Source organism: Microbacterium sp. LMI12-1-1.1, from assembly GCF_040676455.1.
GTDB lineage: Bacteria > Actinomycetota > Actinomycetes > Actinomycetales > Microbacteriaceae > Microbacterium.
Window position 1 is genome coordinate 146,985 of sequence record NZ_JBEGIA010000001.1, and the last position, 20,007, is coordinate 166,991.

At 70.6% G+C, this 20,007-nt stretch carries 14 protein-coding genes; 8 read left to right on the plus strand and 6 right to left on the minus strand.

From position 1 onward, the window contains the following. The first annotated feature begins 135 nt into the window (after positions 1 to 135). Positions 136 to 1,599: a sugar porter family MFS transporter gene (locus tag MRBLMI12_RS00710; protein WP_363353017.1), complete on the plus strand. Its 1,464-nt coding sequence runs from the start codon at positions 136 to 138 to the stop codon at positions 1,597 to 1,599. 51 nt (positions 1,600 to 1,650) lie between these two features. After that, entirely contained in the window at positions 1,651 to 2,955 is a 1,305-nt protein-coding gene (locus MRBLMI12_RS00715; protein WP_363353019.1) for an MFS transporter, read from the plus strand. A gap of 82 nt (positions 2,956 to 3,037) precedes the next feature. On the opposite strand, the gene MRBLMI12_RS00720 is transcribed toward MRBLMI12_RS00715, so the two are convergent. The 4 genes from MRBLMI12_RS00720 to MRBLMI12_RS00735 form a co-directional block, all read right to left on the minus strand. Then, the gene (locus MRBLMI12_RS00720) at positions 3,038 to 3,559 is read right to left on the minus strand and encodes an NUDIX hydrolase (protein WP_363353021.1); all 522 of its coding nucleotides are present in this window, start codon (positions 3,557 to 3,559) and stop codon (positions 3,038 to 3,040) included. Positions 3,560 to 3,577: 18 nt separating this feature from the next. Next, positions 3,578 to 4,492: a TatD family hydrolase gene (locus MRBLMI12_RS00725; RefSeq protein ID WP_363353023.1), complete on the minus strand. Its 915-nt coding sequence runs from the start codon at positions 4,490 to 4,492 to the stop codon at positions 3,578 to 3,580. After that, positions 4,492 to 6,069: a methionine--tRNA ligase gene (gene metG, locus MRBLMI12_RS00730; RefSeq protein WP_363353025.1), complete on the minus strand. Its 1,578-nt coding sequence runs from the start codon at positions 6,067 to 6,069 to the stop codon at positions 4,492 to 4,494. The genes MRBLMI12_RS00725 and metG overlap by 1 nt, the downstream gene beginning before the upstream one ends. A gap of 149 nt (positions 6,070 to 6,218) precedes the next feature. Continuing rightward, complete coding sequence (locus MRBLMI12_RS00735) at positions 6,219 to 7,235, minus strand: LacI family DNA-binding transcriptional regulator (RefSeq protein WP_363353027.1); 1,017 nt, start codon at positions 7,233 to 7,235, stop codon at positions 6,219 to 6,221. A gap of 205 nt (positions 7,236 to 7,440) precedes the next feature. Here MRBLMI12_RS00735 and MRBLMI12_RS00740 point away from each other — a divergent pair, with 205 nt between their 5' ends. The 5 genes from MRBLMI12_RS00740 to MRBLMI12_RS00760 all read left to right on the plus strand — a co-directional run bounded on the left by MRBLMI12_RS00740 (position 7,441) and on the right by MRBLMI12_RS00760 (position 15,660). Further along, positions 7,441 to 9,459, plus strand: a complete 2,019-nt coding sequence (locus tag MRBLMI12_RS00740) for a beta-galactosidase (RefSeq protein ID WP_363353029.1) — start codon at positions 7,441 to 7,443, stop codon at positions 9,457 to 9,459. Between the two features lie 46 nt (positions 9,460 to 9,505). Next, a complete protein-coding gene (locus MRBLMI12_RS00745; protein ID WP_363353031.1) occupies positions 9,506 to 10,738 on the plus strand; it encodes a sugar ABC transporter substrate-binding protein in 1,233 nt (410 codons plus the stop codon). Between the two features lie 158 nt (positions 10,739 to 10,896). Next, the gene (locus MRBLMI12_RS00750; protein ID WP_363353033.1) at positions 10,897 to 12,516 is read left to right on the plus strand and encodes an ABC transporter permease subunit; all 1,620 of its coding nucleotides are present in this window, start codon (positions 10,897 to 10,899) and stop codon (positions 12,514 to 12,516) included. Next, on the plus strand, positions 12,516 to 13,427 hold the full coding sequence (locus MRBLMI12_RS00755) for a sugar ABC transporter permease (protein WP_363353035.1): 912 nt from the start codon (positions 12,516 to 12,518) through the stop codon (positions 13,425 to 13,427). Before MRBLMI12_RS00750 ends, MRBLMI12_RS00755 begins: the two co-directional genes overlap by 1 nt. A gap of 40 nt (positions 13,428 to 13,467) precedes the next feature. Beyond that, positions 13,468 to 15,660: a glycoside hydrolase family 53 protein gene (locus MRBLMI12_RS00760; protein WP_363353037.1), complete on the plus strand. Its 2,193-nt coding sequence runs from the start codon at positions 13,468 to 13,470 to the stop codon at positions 15,658 to 15,660. Between the two features lie 5 nt (positions 15,661 to 15,665). Here MRBLMI12_RS00760 and rsmI read toward each other — a convergent pair whose 3' ends face one another. Beyond that, positions 15,666 to 16,484, minus strand: a complete 819-nt coding sequence (gene rsmI / locus MRBLMI12_RS00765) for a 16S rRNA (cytidine(1402)-2'-O)-methyltransferase (protein WP_363353039.1) — start codon at positions 16,482 to 16,484, stop codon at positions 15,666 to 15,668. Positions 16,485 to 16,506: 22 nt separating this feature from the next. On the opposite strand from rsmI, the gene MRBLMI12_RS00770 reads away from it, so the two are divergent. Beyond that, entirely contained in the window at positions 16,507 to 18,120 is a 1,614-nt protein-coding gene (locus MRBLMI12_RS00770; RefSeq protein ID WP_363353041.1) for a dolichyl-phosphate-mannose--protein mannosyltransferase, read from the plus strand. Between the two features lie 13 nt (positions 18,121 to 18,133). On the opposite strand, the gene MRBLMI12_RS00775 is transcribed toward MRBLMI12_RS00770, so the two are convergent. Then, positions 18,134 to 19,984 (minus strand): thioredoxin domain-containing protein, encoded by a 1,851-nt coding sequence (locus MRBLMI12_RS00775; protein ID WP_363353043.1) that lies wholly within the window; start codon positions 19,982 to 19,984, stop codon positions 18,134 to 18,136. Between the last annotated feature and the right edge of the window lie 23 nt (positions 19,985 to 20,007).

Consider the following 20,007-nt stretch of genomic DNA (forward strand, 5'->3'; position numbering starts at 1 on the left):
GGCCGGAGCCCGTGGCAGCCGGCACTGCGGGTGCCGGCATCCGACCTGCGGCGCCGGCGGGAGCCGCACCGCTCGGTTCGCCGACGAGCCGTCGATTGCCTCGCCCTCGGGGCGGTCGGCCGCTAGCGTACGACCATGAGTTCGACCGGATCGATCCCCGCAGACGCGTTCTCTCTCCGCAGCCCCTACGGGCGACGGGCGATCGGCCTCTCGGTCGCCGCCGCCGTCGGCGGCTTCCTGTTCGGCTTCGACTCGTCGGTCATCAACGGCGCCGTCGACTCGATCTCGAAGGACTTCGCGCTCAACGACGTCATCACCGGGTTCGTCGTCGCCATCGCCCTCCTCGGCTGTGCCGTGGGAGCGATCATCGCCGGCAACCTGTCGGACCGCTGGGGGCGCCTGCGGGTCATGTTCCTCGGCGCGATCATGTTCTTCGTCAGCTCCATCGGCGCCGGCCTCGCGTTCTCGGCCTGGGACCTCGCGCTGTGGCGCGTCATCGGCGGTCTCGGCATCGGCATCGCGTCGGTGATCGCTCCCGCATACATCGCCGAGATCGCGCCTCGCCAGATCCGCGGCGGGCTCGCGTCGCTGCAGCAGCTCGCGATCACGATCGGCATCTTCGCCGCCCTCTTGTCGGACGCACTGCTGGCGAACACCGCGGGTGGCGCCGACAACGTGCTGTGGTTCGGACTCGAGGCGTGGCGGTGGATGTTCCTCGTCGGCGTGATCCCGTCGGCGGTGTACGGCATCCTGTCGTTCACGCTGCCGGAGTCCCCTCGCTACCTGATCGCGAAGGGCCGCTACGACGAGGCGAAGGAGATCTTCTCGCGGCTCGTCCCGGCTGCCGACCTCGACCACACCATGCGCGATCTGCAGACCGCGATCGAGACGGACCGCAAGAATGCCGGCGTCTCGCTGCGGGGTCCGGTGCTGGGCCTGCAGCGGATCGTCTGGGTCGGCATCATCCTGTCGGTGTTCCAGCAGTTCGTCGGCATCAACGTGATCTTCTACTACTCGACGAGCCTCTGGCAGTCGGTCGGGTTCGACGAGAGCGACTCGTTCACGATCAGCGTCGTGACCTCGATCACGAACGTGCTCGTGACGCTCATCGCGATCTTCCTGGTCGACCGCGTGGGGCGCAAGCCGATCCTGCTCACGGGCTCCGTGATGATGGCGCTCTCGCTCGGGCTGATGGCGATCTCGTTCGTGTTCTCCGAGACCGACGCCGAGGGCGCGGTCACCCTGCCCGCACCGTGGGGACCGATCGCGCTCATCGCGGCGAACGTCTTCGTCGTCGGATTCGGCGCCTCGTGGGGCCCTCTCGTCTGGGTGCTGCTCGGCGAGATCTTCCCCAGCCGCATCCGCGGCAAGGCTCTCGGCGTCGCCGCCGGCGCGCAGTGGATCGCGAACTTCCTCATCACGATCTCGTTCCCCGCGATGTCGTCGTGGTCGCTGCCGCTCACATACGGCATGTACGCCCTGTTCGCGGCGCTCTCGTTCTTCTACGTGCTCCTGCGCATTCCCGAGACCAAGGGCATGGACATCGAGCAGACCGAGACGCTGTTCACGCATAAGGGCGCGGCCACGCCCACGAGCTGACGTCGCGCCCGCGGGCCGTCGCGCATCCCGCCGCCCTCATAGGATGGCGGGATGCCTTCGCTCGGGGAGATCATCGCGCCGCGCCGCCTCGGGACAGACTTCCGCTGGCTGCTCGCGTCGTCGTGGACGAGCAATCTCGGCGACGGCATCGCACTCGCCGCCGCGCCTCTGCTGATCGCGTCGCTGACCTCGTCGCCGTTCCTCGTCGCCGCGGGCGCCATGATGCAGTTCCTGCCGTGGCTGCTGTTCGGGCTGCTCGCAGGGGCTGTCGCCGACCACCACGACCGCCGCCGCCTCGTCATGCTGGCCAACGGACTGCGAGCGGTGGTCGTCCTCGCCCTGGTCGTCTTCCTCGTCACCGGCCAGGCGACCGTGTGGCTCGTGCTCGCGACGGCGTTCCTCTACGGCACGGCCGAGGTGTTCGCCGATTCCGCCGGCAGCACGCTGCTGCCGATGCTGGTCAAGCCCGCCGACCTCGGCATAGGCAACGCCCGGATGCAGGCCGGCTTCCTCGTGGCCAACCAGCTCGCCGGTCCGCCGCTGGGAGCGTTCCTCTTCGCGCTCGGATCGTTCTGGCCGTTCCTGCTGCAGGTGATCTGCGTGTCACTCGCCGTGCTGCTCATCTCGCGCATCGCCCGCACGCCCGTGCCGGATCAGCCCGGTGCCCCACCGGGCACCAAGGTGCACGCGATCCGCGAGGGCCTCCGGTGGCTGCGTCACAACGCGCCGGTGCGCACCCTCGTGATCATCATCCTGGTGTTCAACGTCACCTGGGCCGCGCCGTGGGGCGTCCTGGTGCTCTACGCCACCGAGCACCTCGGCATGGGCCCCGTCGGCTACGGGGCGCTCACCACCGCATCCGCGCTCGGCGGCCTCGTGGGCATCGCGAGCTTCGGCTGGCTCGAGAAGCACGTGTCGTTCTCGACGCTGATGCGCGTGTGCCTGTCGCTCGAGGTGCTCATGCACCTGGGTTTCGCCCTCACGACGTCCCCGCCCGTCGCGTTCGTCATCATGTTCGGCTTCGGGGTGTACGCGTTCGTGTGGGGCACGATCTCGACCACCGTGCGCCAGCGACTCGTGCCGATGGAGCTGCAAGGCCGGATCGCCTCGGTCAACATGGTGGGCGTCTTCGGCGGTCTCGTGATCGGGCAGTTCATCGGCGGCATCCTGGCCCAGCTGTTCGGACTCACCGCCCCGTGGTGGTTCGCCTTCGCGGGATCGGCGATCACTCTGCTGCTGGTGTGGCGCTCGATCTCGCACATCGCCGCCGCCAAGCCCGTGCTCGGCGACGGCACGGAAGGCGATGTGCGACCCTCGCAAGAGCCGGGTGCCGGCGGGATGCCGTTGCCCGACTGACGGGTGCAGCGGCAAGGCTCATCGGCAGACACCCGTGCGGTATCGGATCGACACCTGAGCCGCCGCCCGGTGGATCAGCCGGCTACGCGCCTCGCGACTCCACGAGCTCGGCCAGACGCGTGCCGAACCGCTCCAGCCGCGGCACCCATGGCGCTGCCATCTCGCCCGCCGCTGCGCGGCGGAGCGCCTCCGCGAACGGGACCCACGCGCTCTCGCACACCTCTTCCGGGTCGAGCGTCAGGGCCGGGTCGCCCGCGACGGCCGTGACATAGACGTCGAACAGGGCCGTCCGCTCGGTGAGCCGGCCGACCAGCACCACGTCGTCGGCGCCGACCCGGACCCCGGCCTCTTCGGCGAGCTCACGCACCGCGGCCTGGGCGCTCGTCTCGCCGGTGAGGGCGCTGCCCGCCGGGAACTCCCAGTCCAGCGGGAAGTCCTTGGTGGCCGCGCGGCGCGTCATGAGCACGAGCCCGTCGCCGCGCACGACGCACACCGACGCCACGATGTGGAACATCCCCGCCGGGAAGTCCGGGTCGCCGCGACGGTGCGTGCGTCCGGTGGGGATGCCGTCGGCATCCGTCACATCCCACAGCTCGCCGTCCACAGCGCTCCTCGAATCCCGTCAGTCCTCGAACGCTCCGTAGACCTCGAGCGTGTTCGCCGCGAGCTGTACGCACAGCTCGTCGACGTCGACGCCGAGTTCGGCGGCCATGAAGCGCACCGTCACCGGGACGAGGTACGGCGCGTTCGGACGACCGCGATGCGGCGTCGGGGTCAGGAACGGGGCATCCGTCTCGACCAGGATCCTCTCGCGCGGGATCACCGCGAGCGCGTCGCGGAGGTTCTGCGCATTGTTGAAGGTGACGTTGCCGGCGAACGACAGCCAGTAGCCGCGCTCGCCCGCGAGGCGGGCCATGGCGGCGTCGCCCGAGAAGCAGTGGAAGACGGTCCGCTCCGGCGGACCCACCCGATCCAGGGTCTCGAGCACGGCGTCGTGGGCGTCGCGGTCGTGGATCTGCATCGCGACGCCATGCTTCTTCGCGAGCGCGATGTGCGCCTCGAAGCTCTCGAACTGCGCGGGCCGCCCGTCCTCGCCGGTGCGGAAGAAGTCGAGGCCGGTCTCGCCGATCGCACGCACGCGCGGCTGCGCCGCCAGCTCGTCGATCACCGCGATCGCCTCGTCGAGCCGGCCGGCCGTCTTGTACGCGGGCGCCTCGTTGGGGTGGATGGCGACGGCCGCCAGCACGCGGGGATGGGATGCCGCGGCCCACGCGGACCACCGGCTCGAGTCGATGTCGCCGCCCGCCTGCACGACGCCGACGACGCCGACCGCCGCCGCGCGCTGCAGCTGCTCGTCGAGCGACATACCGACCTCGCCGTCCTCGATCTCGAGGTGGGCGTGGTTGTCGTAGACCGGCACCGCGAGGGGCTCCGGCGCCACGGGGTACGTGACGTCGCGCGAGCCCTTCTCGCGGGTGCGGACGTACTGCGAGGGGTCCGAGCCCTCCGCCGGGTACGGGACGGGGGGTGTCGCCATCAGACCGACTGCTCGACGCGCGGGAAGAGCGGTGCCAGGCCGTTGACCGACGTGCCGGGCTTCAGCACGCCCCATCCGCCCGCCTCGCGGATCGGCTGGTCCTGCAGGCGGCCGATCGACTCTGCGGCGCCGAGCGCAATCCAGAGCTTCTCGGTCGACTCCGGCATGACCGGCGACAGCAGCACCGCCAGCGCACGGAGGCCTTCCGCCGCCGTGTACAGCACGGTGCCGAGGCGCTCCCGCTGGGAGTCGTCCTTGGCGAGCGCCCACGGCTCGTTCTCGGTGATGTACAGGTTGAGCGCGTCGACGATCGTCCAGACCGAGCTGATCGCCTCGTCGATGCGGAATCGCTCGATCGCATCGTCGGCGCGAGCCGCGGCATCCGCCACCGTCGTCTGGATGTGCAGGTCGGCCTCGGTGTACGACGAGGGCGGCGGCACGATTCCTTCGAAGTAGCGCTCGACCATGGCGGTGGTGCGCGACGCGAGGTTGCCGAAGCCGTTCGCGAGCTCCGCCTGGTAGCGGGCCGAGAGGTCCTCCCACGAGAACGATCCGTCCTGCCCGAACGCGATCGCCGACAGGAAGTAGAACCGGTAGGCGTCCGAGCCGAACACGTCGGTGATCTCGGTCGGGGCGATGCCGGTGAGCTTCGACTTCGACATCTTCTCGCCACCGACGAGCAGCCAGCCGTGCGCGAAGACGCCCTTGGGCACGTCGACGCCGGCGGCCATCAGCATCGCGGGCCAGATGACGGCGTGGAAGCGCAGGATGTCCTTGCCGACGACGTGGTAGGCGGGCCAGCGTCGCGCGAACTCCACGGGGTCGCTGCCGTAGCCGACGGCCGTCGCGTAGTTGAGCAGCGCGTCGACCCACACGTAGATCACGTGCGATTCGTCCCACGGCACCTTGATGCCCCAGTCGAACGTCGACCGCGAGATCGAGAGGTCCTTCAGGCCGTTCCTGACGAACGAGACGACCTCGTTGCGCGCCGACTCCGGCCGGATGAAGTCGCCGCCGGAGTAGAGCTCGAGGAGCTTGTCCTGGAACTCGCTCAGCTTGAAGAAGTAGTTCTTCTCCTGCAGCAGCTCGAGCGGCTTGGAGTGGATCGCGCAGACCTTGAGACCCTCGAAGGGCCCGGTGCCGTCGACGATCTCGGACTCCGTCTTGAACTCCTCGCAGCCCACGCAATAGAGCGCCTCGAACTCGCCGGCGTAGATGTAGCCGCGGTCGTAGATCGCCTGCACGAACGCGCGGACACGCTCCTCATGGCGCGGCTGCGTCGTGCGGATGAAGTCGTCATTGGCGACGTCCAGCGTCTTCAGCAGCGGGAACCACGACTCGCCCACGAGACGGTCGACCCATTCCTGCGGCGTCGCGCCGTTCGCGGCGGCCGCCCGCATCATCTTCTGTCCGTGCTCGTCGGTGCCGGTCAGCATCCAGGTGTCGTCGCCCGCCTGGCGGTGCCAGCGCGCGAGGGTGTCGACCGCCACGGTGGTGTAGCCGTGGCCGATGTGGGGCACGTCGCTCGGATAGTAGATCGGCGTCGTGATGTAGAAGGACGAGGGGCCGGAAGTCACCCGACGAGTCTAGCCAGCGCGGATGCCCCGTCCGCCGCTGTGACCGGACGCCGCCACGCGCGCGGAGAAAACGGGCCCGAACGTAATACTCGGGCCCGGAAGGCAGCGCTCAGGCCCGGAGCGCAGCACTCAGGCCCGGAGCGCAGCACTCAGGCGCTGTCGCGCACGATGAGGGTCGTCGGCAGCGTGATGGGCTCCGGGTGAGCCCCGGCGATGACCTCCAGGAGCAGCGACACCATCCCGTCGCTGATGCGGTCCCATGGCTGGCGCATCGTGGTGAGCGCGGGCTCATGGGTGGCGGCGAGACCTGAGTCGTCGAATCCCGCGACCACGATGTCTTCGGGGACGCGCAGCCCCGCCTTGCGCAGCGTCGCGACGGCGCCGGCGGCCATCAGGTCGCTCGCGGCGAAGACGGCGTCGATGTCGCGCGTCCGCTCCAGCAGGTGCGCCATCGCGACGGCCCCGGACTCCTGGCTGTAGTCGCCCTCCTCGACGAGCGCGGGGTCGAAGTCCGCGCCCATCTCCTCCTCGAAGCCCACGAGCCGGAACCTGCCGCCCGGCGTGTCGTGAGGGCCGGCGATCATCGCGATGCGGCGATGGCCGCGCCCCCGGAGGTAACGGGTCATCTCGCGCGCCGAACCGATCTCGTCGACCGACACCGTCGGCACCTGGGCTTCGTGACCGAGCGGGATGCCGCAGCATACGGTGGGCACGCCGGCTTCGAGCAGCTCCTCCACGAGCGGATCGGCTTCGTGAGACGAGATGAGCAGCACGCCGTCGACGTGACCGGCACTGACGAAGTGCGTGACGTTGGCGCGCTCGGCCGGTGTGCCGGCGACCAGCAGCACCAGCGTCATCGACCGCTGGGCGAGCGCCTCGGCGGCGCCGCGGAGCAGGAGCGCGAAGGTCGGATCGTCGAACAGCAGGTGCTGCGGCTCGGTGAGCAGGAACGCGAGCGACCCGGCACGACCGGTTGCGAGGCTGCGCGCCGCGTGGTTGGCGGTGTAGCCGGTGCGGCGGATCGCCTCCTCGACGGCCACGCGAGCGTCGGGCGACACCCAGTGCCCGCCGTTGATGACCCGTGACACCGTGCCGCGAGAGACGCCGGCCGCCGCGGCCACATCGCGGATCGTCGGTTTGCGCCGCACGGTCGTCGTCTCGTCCACGACGAGCGACTCTACTCCCCGCCGGGCCGCGAACATCGCGCCGACACGACCTGACTGTGACCGGTCACAGTTGGGTAACGGTTGACGCCGTGCGCCTGCGTCCGGGCACACGCTCAGGTAGAACTGTGACCGGTCACAGTCGCACTCGCCGACCGTGCCCGCCACGACTTGCGGATCACACCCGCATCGACCCGATGGAGCGTCCATGACTTCGCCCGACCGCTGGCCCGAGATCCGGGGAATCGCCTATGGCGGCGACTACACCCCCGAACAGTGGCCCCGGGAGGTGTGGCGCGAAGACGTCGCCCTGATGCGCGAGGCCGGCGTCAACATGGTGAGCGTCGGCATCTTCGCCTGGGCTCTGATCGAGACGAGCGAGGGCGTCTTCGACTTCGCGTGGCTCGACGAGCTGCTCGACCTGCTGCACGACAACGGCATCTCGGTCGACCTCGGCACCCCCACAGCCTCTCCCCCGGCGTGGTTCTTCGCCGATCACCCCGACGCCCGCGTCGTCACGCGCGACGGGGTCACGATGGGCTTCGGAGCGCGCGGCATGGCTTCGCACTCCTCACCGGCCTACCGCGAGGCGATCGTCCGCATCGCGTCGGCGCTCGCCGAGCGCTACGCGTCGCACCCCGCCGTCGTCCTCTGGCACGTGCACAACGAGTACGGCGTGCCGGTCGGCGAGGACTACTCCGACCAGTCGGTCCGCGCTTTCCGGGGGTGGCTCCGCGACAAGTACGGCACCCTCAATGCGCTCAACGCGGCGTGGGGCACGACGTTCTGGGGCCAGCGCTACGGCGAGTGGCACCACATCGGCGCCCCCGCGGCGGCGCCATCGGTCGTGAATCCGGCGCAGCGCCTGGACTTCGCCCGCTTCACCGACCACCAGCTCCGCGCCTGCTTCGTCGCCGAGCGCGATGCCATCCGCGCCCATGCCCCGCAGCCGATCACGACGAACTTCATGGCCAACCAGAGCTGGACGACCGACATGTGGGCCTGGGCCCGCGAGGTCGACATCGTGTCGGACGACCACTACCTGTGGGCGGCCGACCCGGAGGGGGAGGTCGGGCTCGCGATCGCGGCCGACCTGTCGCGCTCCGTCGGCGACGGCAAGCCGTGGATCCTCATGGAGCACTCGACGTCGGCGGTCAACTGGCAGCCGCGCAACGTCGCCAAGCGTCCCGGCGAGATGGCCCGCAACTCGCTCACGCACCTCGCGCGCGGCGCCGATGCGATCCTCTTCTTCCAGTGGCGCGCCTCGCGCTCGGGCGCCGAGAAGTTCCACTCGGCGATGATCCCCCACGCCGGCACCACCTCCCGCGTGTGGCGCGAGGTGGTCGAGCTCGGCGACGCGCTGGGACGCCTCGACGAGGTGCGCGGCTCGCGGGTACAGGCGGAGGTCGCGATCCTGTGGGACTTCGAGTCCTTCTGGGCCCAGGACCTCGAGTGGCGCCCGTCGGTGGACGTCTCGCACGCCGAGCAGATCCGCGCGTTCTACGAGCGGCTCTGGCGCGACGGCATCACCGTCGACTTCGCGCTGCCCGGTCAGGACCTGTCCGGCTACAAGCTCGTCCTCGCCCCCGCGCAGTACCTGCTGAGTGCCGCGGATGCCGCCAACCTGACGCGGTACGTCGAAGCCGGCGGCACGCTCGTCGTCTCCTTCTTCTCCGCGATCGTCGACGAGAACGACGCCGTCCACCCGGGCGGTTTCGTCGCCCCGCTGCGCGACGCGCTGGGAGTGGCCGTGGAGGAGTTCCTTCCCCTGCGCGAGGGTGCCCGCCACGCGGTGCAGTGGACGGGTGCCGCACCCGCCACGCTCCTCGCCGACGCCTGGCAGGAGGACCTGGTGCCGAGCGGGGCGGACGTGAGGGCGACGTACGTCGACGGCCCCGGTGCCGGCAAGCCCGCGATCACCCGCCACGCGCACGGCACCGGACACGGCTGGTACATCAGCACCCGCTTGGATGCCGCGGGCCTGCGCACCGTGATGAACGACGTGTACGCCGACGCCGACGTGGCGCCGTCGGTGCACCCCGAGGGGCTCGAGGTCGTCGTGCGCCGCGGAGACGCGGCCGACTACACGGTCGCGATCAACCACCGGGACGGCGACGTCACGCTCGCCGCCTCGGGCGTCGAGCTCCTCACCGGCCGGGCGGTCGACGGGGAGTTCGTCGTGACCGCCGGCGGCATCGCGGTCGTCCGCACCGACCGCACCTCCTGACCCGAACCCGAAACCTGCAACACCACCCACCACCGAAAGGGAAACCATGCGAAAGCAGATCGCACTCGGAGCGCTGGCGCTCACGGCAGCGGTCGTCCTCGCCGGCTGCGCCGGCGGCGGCTCGTCCGACAACGGCGACAGCGAGTCCGACGGCAGCGGCGCCGAGCTCGTCATCTGGACCGACGAGGAGCGCGAGCAGTCCATCGCCGACGCCGCGGCCGCCTTCGAAGAGGAGACCGGCGCCACCGTCACACTCGTGCAGAAGAACTTCGAGGACCTCCGCAACGACTTCATCGCGCAGGTCCCCACCGGCGAGGGCCCCGACATCACCGTCGGCGCGCACGACTGGCTGGGCGCGCTCGTCGCCGCGGGCGTCGTCGACACGATCGACCTCGGCGACAAGGCGTCGGAGTTCGAGCCGGTCGCCCTCGAGGCCATGACCTACGACGGACAGCTCTATGCCCTCCCGTACTCGCTCGAGACCATCGCGCTGGTGCAGAACGTCGACCTCGTCGGCGCCGAGGCCCCTGCGACGTGGGACGACATGATCCAGAAGGGCCTCGCGTCCGGCGCCGAGCGTCCGTTCGTGATCAACACCAACGGAGAGACCGGCGACGGCTACACGATGTACGGCTTCCAGACGTCGTTCGGCGCCCCGGTCTTCGTGCAGGACGACTCCGGCTCGTACACGACCGAGGTCGGCATGGGCGGCGCGGCGGGCGAAGGCTTCGCCACGTGGCTCGGCGCCAACGGCTCGGCCGGCACCGGCTACGTCTCGACGACGGTCGACTACGACATCAACAACGAGCTGTTCAACACCGGCAAGGCGCCGTACACGATCCAGGGCCCCTGGGCGATCAGCGCCTACCCCGACGTCGAGAACATCGCGGTGAACCCGATCCCCACGGCGGGCGGCGAGACGGCGGCGCCGTTCGTGGGCGTGCAGGGGTTCTATCTGAGCTCGCAGTCGAAGAACGCGCTGCTCGCGCAGGAGTTCCTCGTGAACTACCTCGGCACCGAGGAGGCGCAGCGCGCCCTCTACGAGGCGGACCCGCGCATCCCGGCGTGGTCGACCCTGGCCACCGAGGTCTCCTCCGACCCGATCATCGCGGGGTTCCTCGCGTCGGCGCAGAACGGCGTGCCGATGCCGAGCATCCCCGAGATGGGCTCGGTGTGGGACCTCTGGAACGCCGCACAGTCGCAGATCATCAACGGCGCCGACCCCGTGTCGACGTGGAACACGATGGTCGCCGACGTCCAGGCCGCGGTCGCCGGCTGATCGCGGTCGCCTGAACGGGCCGCAGGACCTCCTGCGGCCGATCGACTCCGGGAGGCGGGTGAGTGCCTCTCCCCGCCTCCCGGACCCCACCATCTCGACCCCACACATCCGCACCCCGATTGCCCCAGGTCGACGGGGACCGTGACAGGAGCAGACGAATGACGGTGGACGCACCCACCACCCCACGGGCGCCGGCAGAGCCCGCGCCGCGCGAATCGCACGCGCGCCGCTGGCGGGGCCCCGGCTGGGGCTTCCTCGCGAAGCTCGCGCTGATGGCGCTCGTCAACGCATTCGGGGTGATGACGCTGCTGAGCGCGTTCCGCGTCGAGTCGTGGGTCGTGTTCTCGGCGACGCTCGTGCTGCTGCTCGCGGCCGACGTCGTCTACTTCACCAGACGATCGCTGCCGCTCAAGTACCTGCTGCCGGGGCTGGTGTTCCTGCTCGTGTTCCAGGTGTTCATCTTCGGGTACACCGCGTACATCGCCTTCACGAACTACGGCACGGGCCACGCCGGCACGCAGGAGCAGGCCGTCGAGGCGGCGCTCATCCAGGGCGAGCGTCGCATCGAGGACTCGCCGACCTACCCGCTCTCGGTGGTCGAGCGGGTCGGCGAGCTCGGCTTCGCGGTCGTCGACGAGAACGGCGACGTGCTCGTCGGGTCGGCCGAGCAGCCGCTGGAAGAGGTCCGGGATGCCGAAGTGGGCAGCGGCGGCGTCCCCACGGAGGTCCCCGGCTGGGACGTCGTGCCGCGCGCCACGGTCATCACCGACGCCGAGCTGCAGGAGCAGATCGCCGGCCTGCGCGTCGCGGTGTCGGAAGACCCCAACGACGGCTCGATCCGCACGCGCGACGGTTCGTCGGGCGCCGTCTACGAGTCCACGCTGGTGTGGGATGCCGGTGCCCAGACGATCACCGACACGACCACCGGCACGGTCTACACCGCGAACGACCAGGGCTCGTTCGTCGCCGAGGACGGCTCGGCGCTTCCCACCGGCTGGTACGTGAACGTCGGGTTCGAGAACTTCTTCCGCCTGTTCACCGATCCCGCGCTCGCGCAGACGCTGCTCTCGGTCACCGTGTGGACCTTCGCGTTCGCGACGCTCTCGGTCGTGCTGCCGTTCGCGCTGGGGCTCCTGCTCGCGCTCATCTACAACGACGCACGCCTGAAGGGCCGGCGGTTCCTGCGAACGCTGTACATCCTCCCCTACGCGTTCCCCGCGTTCATGTCGGCGCTGCTGTTCCGCGGCATGTTCAACGCCGAGTTCGGCGTGATCAACGACCTGTTCTTCTTCGGCGCCAACATCAACTGGCTGGGCGATCCATGGCTCGCCCGCGCCGCCGTGGTCTGGGTGAACCTGTGGCTCACCTACCCGTACTACTTCCTCGTGTGCACCGGCGCGCTGCAGGCGCTTCCGCAGGACACGCTGGAGGCGGCATCCATCGACGGCGCCGGCCGGACCCGACAGCTCCGGTCCATCATCCTGCCGCTGGTGCTCGTCGCGACCGCGCCCCTGCTGATCTCGTCGTTCGCGTTCAGCTTCAACAACTTCACGGTCATCTACATGTTCAACAACGGCGGCCCGGCGATACCCGGCGCGCCGTACGCGCTCGGCGCCACCGACATCCTGATCTCCGCGATCTACGACATCTCGGGGGTCTCGGGCGGCGCAGCCGACTACGGCCTCGCGAGCGCGCTGTCGATCCTCGTGTTCGCCGTCGTCGGGGGCATCTCGGCGATCGCGTTCCGCCAGACCCGCAAGCTCGAGGAGTTCCAGTGATGACAACCACCACCGAGGTCGCTGCGGGACGGGCCACCCGTGCCCCCGAAGATCGCCGTGCCGCCCGCCGGCGGCGCTGGCTGCTCGAGGTCGGCTGGAAGTATCTCCTCGCCGTCGTCGTGATCTTCTACGCGATCTTCCCGCTCGTGTACGTGCTGTCGGCGTCGCTGAACCCGAACGGCACGCTCGCCGCCAGCAACGCCCTCTTCAGCGTGATCGACGTGTCCAACTACGCCGCACTCGGCGAGACCCGGTTCTGGACGTGGGCGGGCAACACCCTGCTGATCGGCGGCATCGCCGCGGTGGGCGCGGTGCTGATGGGCGCCGCGGCGGCCTACGCGTTCTCGCGCTTCCGCTTCTCAGGGCGCCGGGCCGGGCTCACGGGCCTCCTCATCATCCAGATGTTCCCGCAGGCGCTCGCGTTCGTCGCGATCTTCCTCATGCTGCTGGCCCTCGGCGAGGTGGTGCCCGTGCTCGGACTCAACTCGAAGATCGCGCTCATCTGCGTATACCTGGGCGGTGCGCTCGGCGTGAACACGTTCCTGATGTACGGCTTCTTCAACACGGTGCCGATCGAGATCGACGAGTCCGCGAAGATCGATGGCGCGACGCACGCGCAGATCTTCTGGCGGCTCATCATCCCGCTCGTGACGCCGATCCTCGCGGTCGTGGCGCTGCTGGCCTTCATCGCCGCGTTCGGCGACTACATCATCGCCAAGATCGTCCTCGTCTCGGAGGAGAACTGGACGCTCGCCGTCGGCATGTACCAGTGGGTCTCCAACCAGCTCGCCTCCAACTGGGGCCTGTTCGCGGCCGGCGCCGTCATCGCCGCCATCCCCGTGCTCGTCCTCTTCCTGTCGCTGCAGCGCTACATCGTCGGCGGCCTCACCGCCGGCTCCGTCAAGGGCTGACCCACCCCGGGTCCCTGATCACCGTCGATCGGAGAAGAACATGTCCACCCTCTTCCGCCGCCACCCCGTGCGGTCCGTCCTCGCCGCCGCCGCGGCATCCGTCACCCTCGTCGCCGGCTTCGCGCTGGCGGCCCCGGCAGCCGCCGATGAGGCCGACGAGCCGGTCGACGCCGGCATCTTCGTCGACAGGGTCGACGGTCTCGCCGACGACTTCGCGATGGGCGTCGACGTCTCCACCGTGCTCTCGCTCGAAGAGAGCGGCGTGGTGTTCCGGGATGCCGCAGGGCAGCCCGCCGACCTCTTCGAGGTGCTCGCCGCCGACGGCGTGAACTCGGTGCGCGTCCGCGTCTGGAACGACCCCTACGACGCGACGGGCCGCGGCTACGGCGGCGGCGACGTCGACGTCGACCGCGCCGTCGAGATCGGGGAGCGTGCGACCGCCGCAGGCTTGGACGTGCTGGTGGACTTCCACTATTCGGACTTCTGGGCCGACCCCGCGCGTCAGCTCGCGCCGAAGGCGTGGGAGGCTCTCACCGAGGCCGAGACCGTCACGGCGCTGCACGACTTCACCGCCGGCGCGCTGCAGCGTTTCGCCGACGCCGGCGTGGACGTGCGGATGGTGCAGATCGGCAACGAGACCAACAACGCCATCGCCGGCCACACCCGGTCCGGCCGTGAGATCGACGCGCAGTTCGCAGCGCTGGTCTCGGCCGGCAGCGCCGCCGTCCGCGAGGTGCTTCCCGGCGCACTGGTCGCGGTGCACTTCACGAACCCCGAGACGGCGGGCCGGTACGCCACCTACGCGGCCGGCCTCGCGTCGTTCGGTGTCGACTACGACGTCTTCGCGAGCTCCTACTATCCGTACTGGCACGGCACCGTGGAGAACCTCACCGCCGTGCTGTCGGACATCGCCACGACCTACGACAAGAAGGTCATGGTCGCCGAGACCAGCTGGGCGCACACGCTCGAGGACGGCGACGGCTACCCGAACGTCATCGGCGCGGGCGGCATCACCGGCCAGTACCCCGTGAGCGTGCAGGGTCAGGCGTGGGAGCTTCGCGACGTGATCGCGGCTGTCGCGGCCGTCGGCGCCGCGGGCATCGGGGTGTACTACTGGGAGCCGGCCTGGCTGCCCGTCGGACCGGCGTCCGAGGTCGATGCCAACCGCGTGCTCTGGGAGCAGTTCGGCTCGGGCTGGGCGACGAGCGCCGCCAGCGACTACGACCCGCTCCACGTGGGCGAGTTCTACGGCGGTTCGGCGTGGGACAACCAGGCGCTGTTCGCGTGGGACGGCACACCGCTCGAGTCGCTCCGCACGTTCTCCTACGTGCGCACCGGCGCTGTCGCGCCCCGCGAGATCGTCGCCGTGGAAGAGGTGTCGCTCGTCGTGGTCGACGGCGCGCCGATCGAGCTGCCCGGGAACCTCGCGATCGACTTCAACGACGGCACCACCGAGTACCACGCGGTGCAGTGGAGCGATGCCGTCGAGTGGATCCGCGGGCCCGGTGAGTACTCGATCCCCGGCCGCACCGATTCCGGACTCGCCGTGACGGCGAGCGTCACCGTCGACGCGCCGAACTTCGTCGTGAACCCCGGGTTCGAGAGCGCCGCCATGGGCGCGTGGTCGCTGACGGCACCCGCGGCGCGCCAGGAGAGCGCCGACGCGTTCGCCGGAGACTACGCCGTGACGTTCTGGAACGGGTGGGCGTACGAGACATCGGTCTCGCAGACGGTGACGGGCGTCCCGGCGGGGACCTACGTGCTGCAGGCGACGACGCAGGGCACGAACAGCCCCGACACGGACGCACGCACGTTGCGCGCCACCACGTCGGAGGGATCGTGGAGCGCACCGCTGGAGTTCACCGTGTGGAACGACTTCCACACGGCCGAGGTCCCCACGATCGTCGTCGGAGCGGACGGCGTGGTGGAGATCTCAGCGGAGTTCTCGCTCGCGGCCGGCGCGTGGGGCGTCCTCGACGAGGTGCGCCTGGTCGACGCGGCCACGACCGGCGGCGGCGGTGAAGCCGACACCACCGCGCTGGAGCGCGCCCTCGCGGCGGCGGCAGCCGTCGATCGCGCGCGGTACACGGACACCTCGCTGGCCCGACTCGACGAGGCGGTCGCGGTGGGCGAGGTCGTGCTCGCCGGTTCGAAGGCGACGGCCGTCGATGTGAAGGCGGCCACGAAGCTCGTCGAGAAGGCGGTGCACCAGCTGAAGAAGCGGAAGCCCTAGGCGCGCTATCCGCGCATCGAGAGGGCTGCCTGATACAGCTCGCGGCTGGAGTGTCCGGTCAAGCCGGACACTTCGGCCGCGGCGGCCTTGAGGCGTGTGCCCTCGCGGACGAGCTCGAGGACCTGGGTCACCGCGTCGGAGAAGGCGACGGCGCGCGCCGGCGCCCCCTCGACGACGATCACGAGCTCTCCCCGCACGCCGGCCTCGGCCCAGACGACGAGGTCGGCCAGCGGTCCGCGCGCTACCTCCTCGTGCAGCTTCGTGAGCTCGCGGCAGACGGCCGCACGCCGATCCGCGCCGAAGGCGGTCGCCATGTCGGCGAGCGTGGCCGCCGCCCGCGAGGGCGCCTCGAAGAAGACCATGGTGCGCGGCTCCGAGGCGAGCGAGCGGAAGCCCGCCGCTCGTTCTCCCGGCTTGCGCGCCACGAATCCCTCGAAGGTGAAGCGGTCGGTCGGCAGCCCCGATACCGCGAGCGCGGTCACGACCGCGCTCGGCCCCGGGATCACTGTCACGAGGACGCCCGCGTCGGCGGCAGCCGCCACGAGCCCGTAGCCGGGGTCGCTCACCGTGGGCATGCCGGCGTCGCTCAGCACGAGCACGTCCTGGTCACGGGCGAGCTCCACGAGCTCCGGAGCGCGTTCCTTCTCGTTGTGGTCGTGCAGGGCGATCAGGCGCGGTCTGTTCGAGATGCCGAGCGCGGCGAGCAGCCGCTGCGTCGTGCGGGTGTCCTCGGCGGCGACGACCGTCGCCTCGGAGAGCGCCTCGACGAGGCGGCGGGACGCGTCCCCGAGGTTTCCGATGGGGGTCGCCGCGAGGATGATCACGCCCTCAGCCTAAACTTGCCGGGTGACGGATGCCCCACGGCCCGCGGTCGACCAGCCCAGTGTGGACCAGCACAGTGCCGACCAGCCCGCCGCACCCCTCATTCCGCCGGCACGTCCGAGCCTCTACGACCGCTTCGCACGCCGCCTGAGCCGGGATGCGCGCGCCCGGCGCCTCTACGCCTGGCTCGGACCGGCGATCGTGCTCGTCATCGCCGCCGTCCTGCGGCTGTGGAACCTCGCCGCCGCGCACGACCTGATGAACCAGTTCGACGAGACGTACTACGTCAAGGACGCGTGGACTCTGCTCAACCTCGGGTACGAGGGATCCTGGCCGGGCGGCGCCAACGAGCGGTTCCTGTCGGGCGATGTGAACGTCTTCTCGACGGACCCGTCGTTCGTCGTGCACCCGCCGCTCGGTAAGTGGATCATCGCGCTGGGCATGATGGTGCTCGGCCCCGAGTCGGGGTGGGGGTGGCGGATCACGACCGCGCTCCTCGGCATCGCCTCCGTGCTCCTGCTGATGCTGATCGCCAAGCGCCTGACGCGATCGACCACCTTCGCGGTGGTGGCGGGCCTGCTCATGGCGGTGGACGGCCTCGCGATCTCGATGAGCCGCGTCGCGCTGCTCGACACCTCCCTGACGTCCTTCGTGCTGCTCGCCGTCCTCTTCCTGCTGCGCGATCGGGAGCGCACGATGACGCGGATCGCCGAGTCCGTGGCGGCGCGGCTCGACGGCGACGAGGCTCCGTCGTGGGGGCCGGTGCTCTGGAACCGGCCGTGGGTCATCGCGGCGGGTGCGGCGCTCGGCGCGGCGAGCGCCGTGAAGTGGTCGGGCGCGTGGGTGCTGGCCGGGCTCGGCGTCTACCTCGTGGTGACAGATGCGCTCGCGCGTCGCCGCGCAGGTGTGCTCTTCTGGCCGACGGATGCCGTGCGCCAGGGTCTCGTGACCTTCCTGCTGTTCGTCCCTGTCGCCGTGCTCGTGTACGTCGCGTCGTGGACCGGCTGGCTGGTCACCGACGGCGGATACGACCGCCACGCCGGAAGCAATCCGCTCGAGAGCCTGTGGCTCTATCACGTCGCGATGTACACCTCCACGGCGGGCATCACCTCGGGTCACGCCTACGCGAGCCCGGCGTGGCAGTGGCCGCTGCTGATGCGCCCGACCGGTGTCTACTACCACCACGATGCGCTCGGCGTGAACGGCTGCGGCGCCTCGAACGGCTGCGTCGAAGTGATCTCGACGATGCCGAATCCGCTCGTCTGGTACGCCGGGGTGGCTGCGGTCCTGTACCTGGTGTACCGCTTCGTGGTGGTGCGCGACTGGCGCTACGCGCTCGTGCTCACCGGTGTGGTCGTCACCTACATGCCCTGGCTGTTCCTGCCCGAGCGCACGGTGTTCCAGTTCTACACGGTGCTCATCCTGCCGTTCATGCTCCTGGCGCTCACCTTCGCGCTCAAGGACATCGCCGGGCCGCCGAGGGCCGACTCGTACCGCCGGCTCACCGGCCAGCGCCTGGTGCTCGTGTTCCTCGGGGTCGCTGTGGCGCTGTCGGCGTTCTGGTACCCGATCATCGCGGCGGCGAACGTGCCGTACGACTTCTGGCACCTGCACATGTGGCTGAGCAGCTGGATCTGACCCTTCGCGCCGCTCAGAGCTGCAGCCCGGCCGGATCGGTGACCGGCAGCCGGCACGCGAAGTCGCGGCAGTCGTAGGCGGTCGGCAGCCCGTCGCGCACGGCCTTGTCGGCGAACAGCCCGAAGCCGGCGTCGGCCCAGGCGGTCGCCTGCGCGGGCGACACGATGCTCACGACGTCGGCACGGATGCCGCGAGCCGCGCTCGCGATCGCTGCTCCGGTGTCGTCCGTCACGACCACGACCTGCCGCGGGGCCGCGGCGAGAGTGGTGGCGACACGCAGCAGGGCGCCGTACGCGAGCGGCTGGGCGAGCGCGGCCGACGCATGTGTCGCGACCAGACGCTCGGCGACGGATCGGTACCGCTCTCCCGCGCCCAGCACCCAGAGCACCGCGGCGGCCTCCGCGAGCGCTGCGGTACCGGAGGGCTCATCGGCGTCGGAGGCGGCATCCGGTGCTCCGATCCCCTGCCGGGTCAGCACCGGGTCTCCCCCGCCGGGCACCATGACGCGACCGTCGGGTTGCACGCAGGCGTCGACGAGCTCGCGGGCGCGCACCGCGTACGCGATCTCGCCGGTGCCGACCGCCAAGGCCAGGAGCCCGGACGCGAGCTGGCCGTGGTCGGCGACGGTCGCGTGGGCGCGCGACGGCACTTCGTCGAGCGATGCCCGCAGCAGCCGGCCGTCGGCGGTGACGTTGGACTCGAGGACGGCGTCGGCGGCCCAGCGTGCCGCCTCGATCCAGGACGCCTCACCGAGGCGGACGCCGGCGCGGGCGAGAGCGCCGATCGCCAGGCCGTTCCAGCCGCTGACCACCTTGCCGTCCACCGCGGGCGGCTCGAGCGGGGCGCGGCCGGCGGCGTCGCGGGCGTAGTAGCCCCCCTCGCTGCGCGCACCGTCGATCCAGGACTCGGAGTCCTGTGCGGCGCCGAACCCGCCGCTCGGCTGCTGCAGCACGTCGACGAGGAATCCCGCGACGCCGCGCGCGACATCGTGCCGGGCCGGTGACGCGTCCATCGCCACGTCGAGGAGCTGGGCGTTGTCGGTCAGCATGCGCTCGTAGTGGGGTACGGTCCAGTCGGGACGCGTGGCGTAGCGGAAGAATCCGCCTTCGACGGGGTCGCGCAGCGGCGACGAGGCCATGGCGGCGAGCGCGCGATCGGCGACGCCGGAGGCCGCAGCCGCCTGCTCGCGCACGATGCGGGTCTGCAGGAACCGCAGCGCCGTCGCCACAGGGAACTTGGGCGCGTTCGAGGCGGGATCGCCGAATCCGCTGTGACGCGGATCCTCGCGGGCGGCGAGTGCGTGCGCGGCGTGCGCGAGATCCTCGGCGGTGGGAACGACGGCGTGGGTGGCCGGCGCTTCCGCCCGCACCTCCGCGAGAGCGCCGGCGACGGCATCCGCGGTCTCGTCGATCTGATCGCGTCGTTCGGTCCATGCCTCCTGCACGGCGGCGAGCACCTGCCGGAAGGCGGGGATCCCCGCTCGGGGCTCGGGCGGGAAGTACGTGCCGGCGTAGAACGGGCGTCCGTCGGGTGTGGCGAACACGGTGAGCGGCCACCCGAGGCTCGGGCTGAACGCGGATGCCGCTGCCATGTACGCCGCGTCGACCTCGGGGTGCTCCTCGCGGTCGACCTTGATCGACACGAAGCCGGCGTCGAGGTCCGCGGCGGTCTCGGCATCCTCGAAGGACTCCCGTGCCATCACATGGCACCAGTGGCACGTCGAGTAGCCGATCGACACCATGACCGGCACGTCGCGCCGCCGAGCCTCGGCGAACGCCTCCTCGCCCCACGGGAACCACGCGACCGGGTTGCCCGCGTGGGCTCTCAGGTACGGGCTCGTCGCATCCGCGAGGCGTGGGTTCACGGCATCCGCTCCTCCCGCTCGCG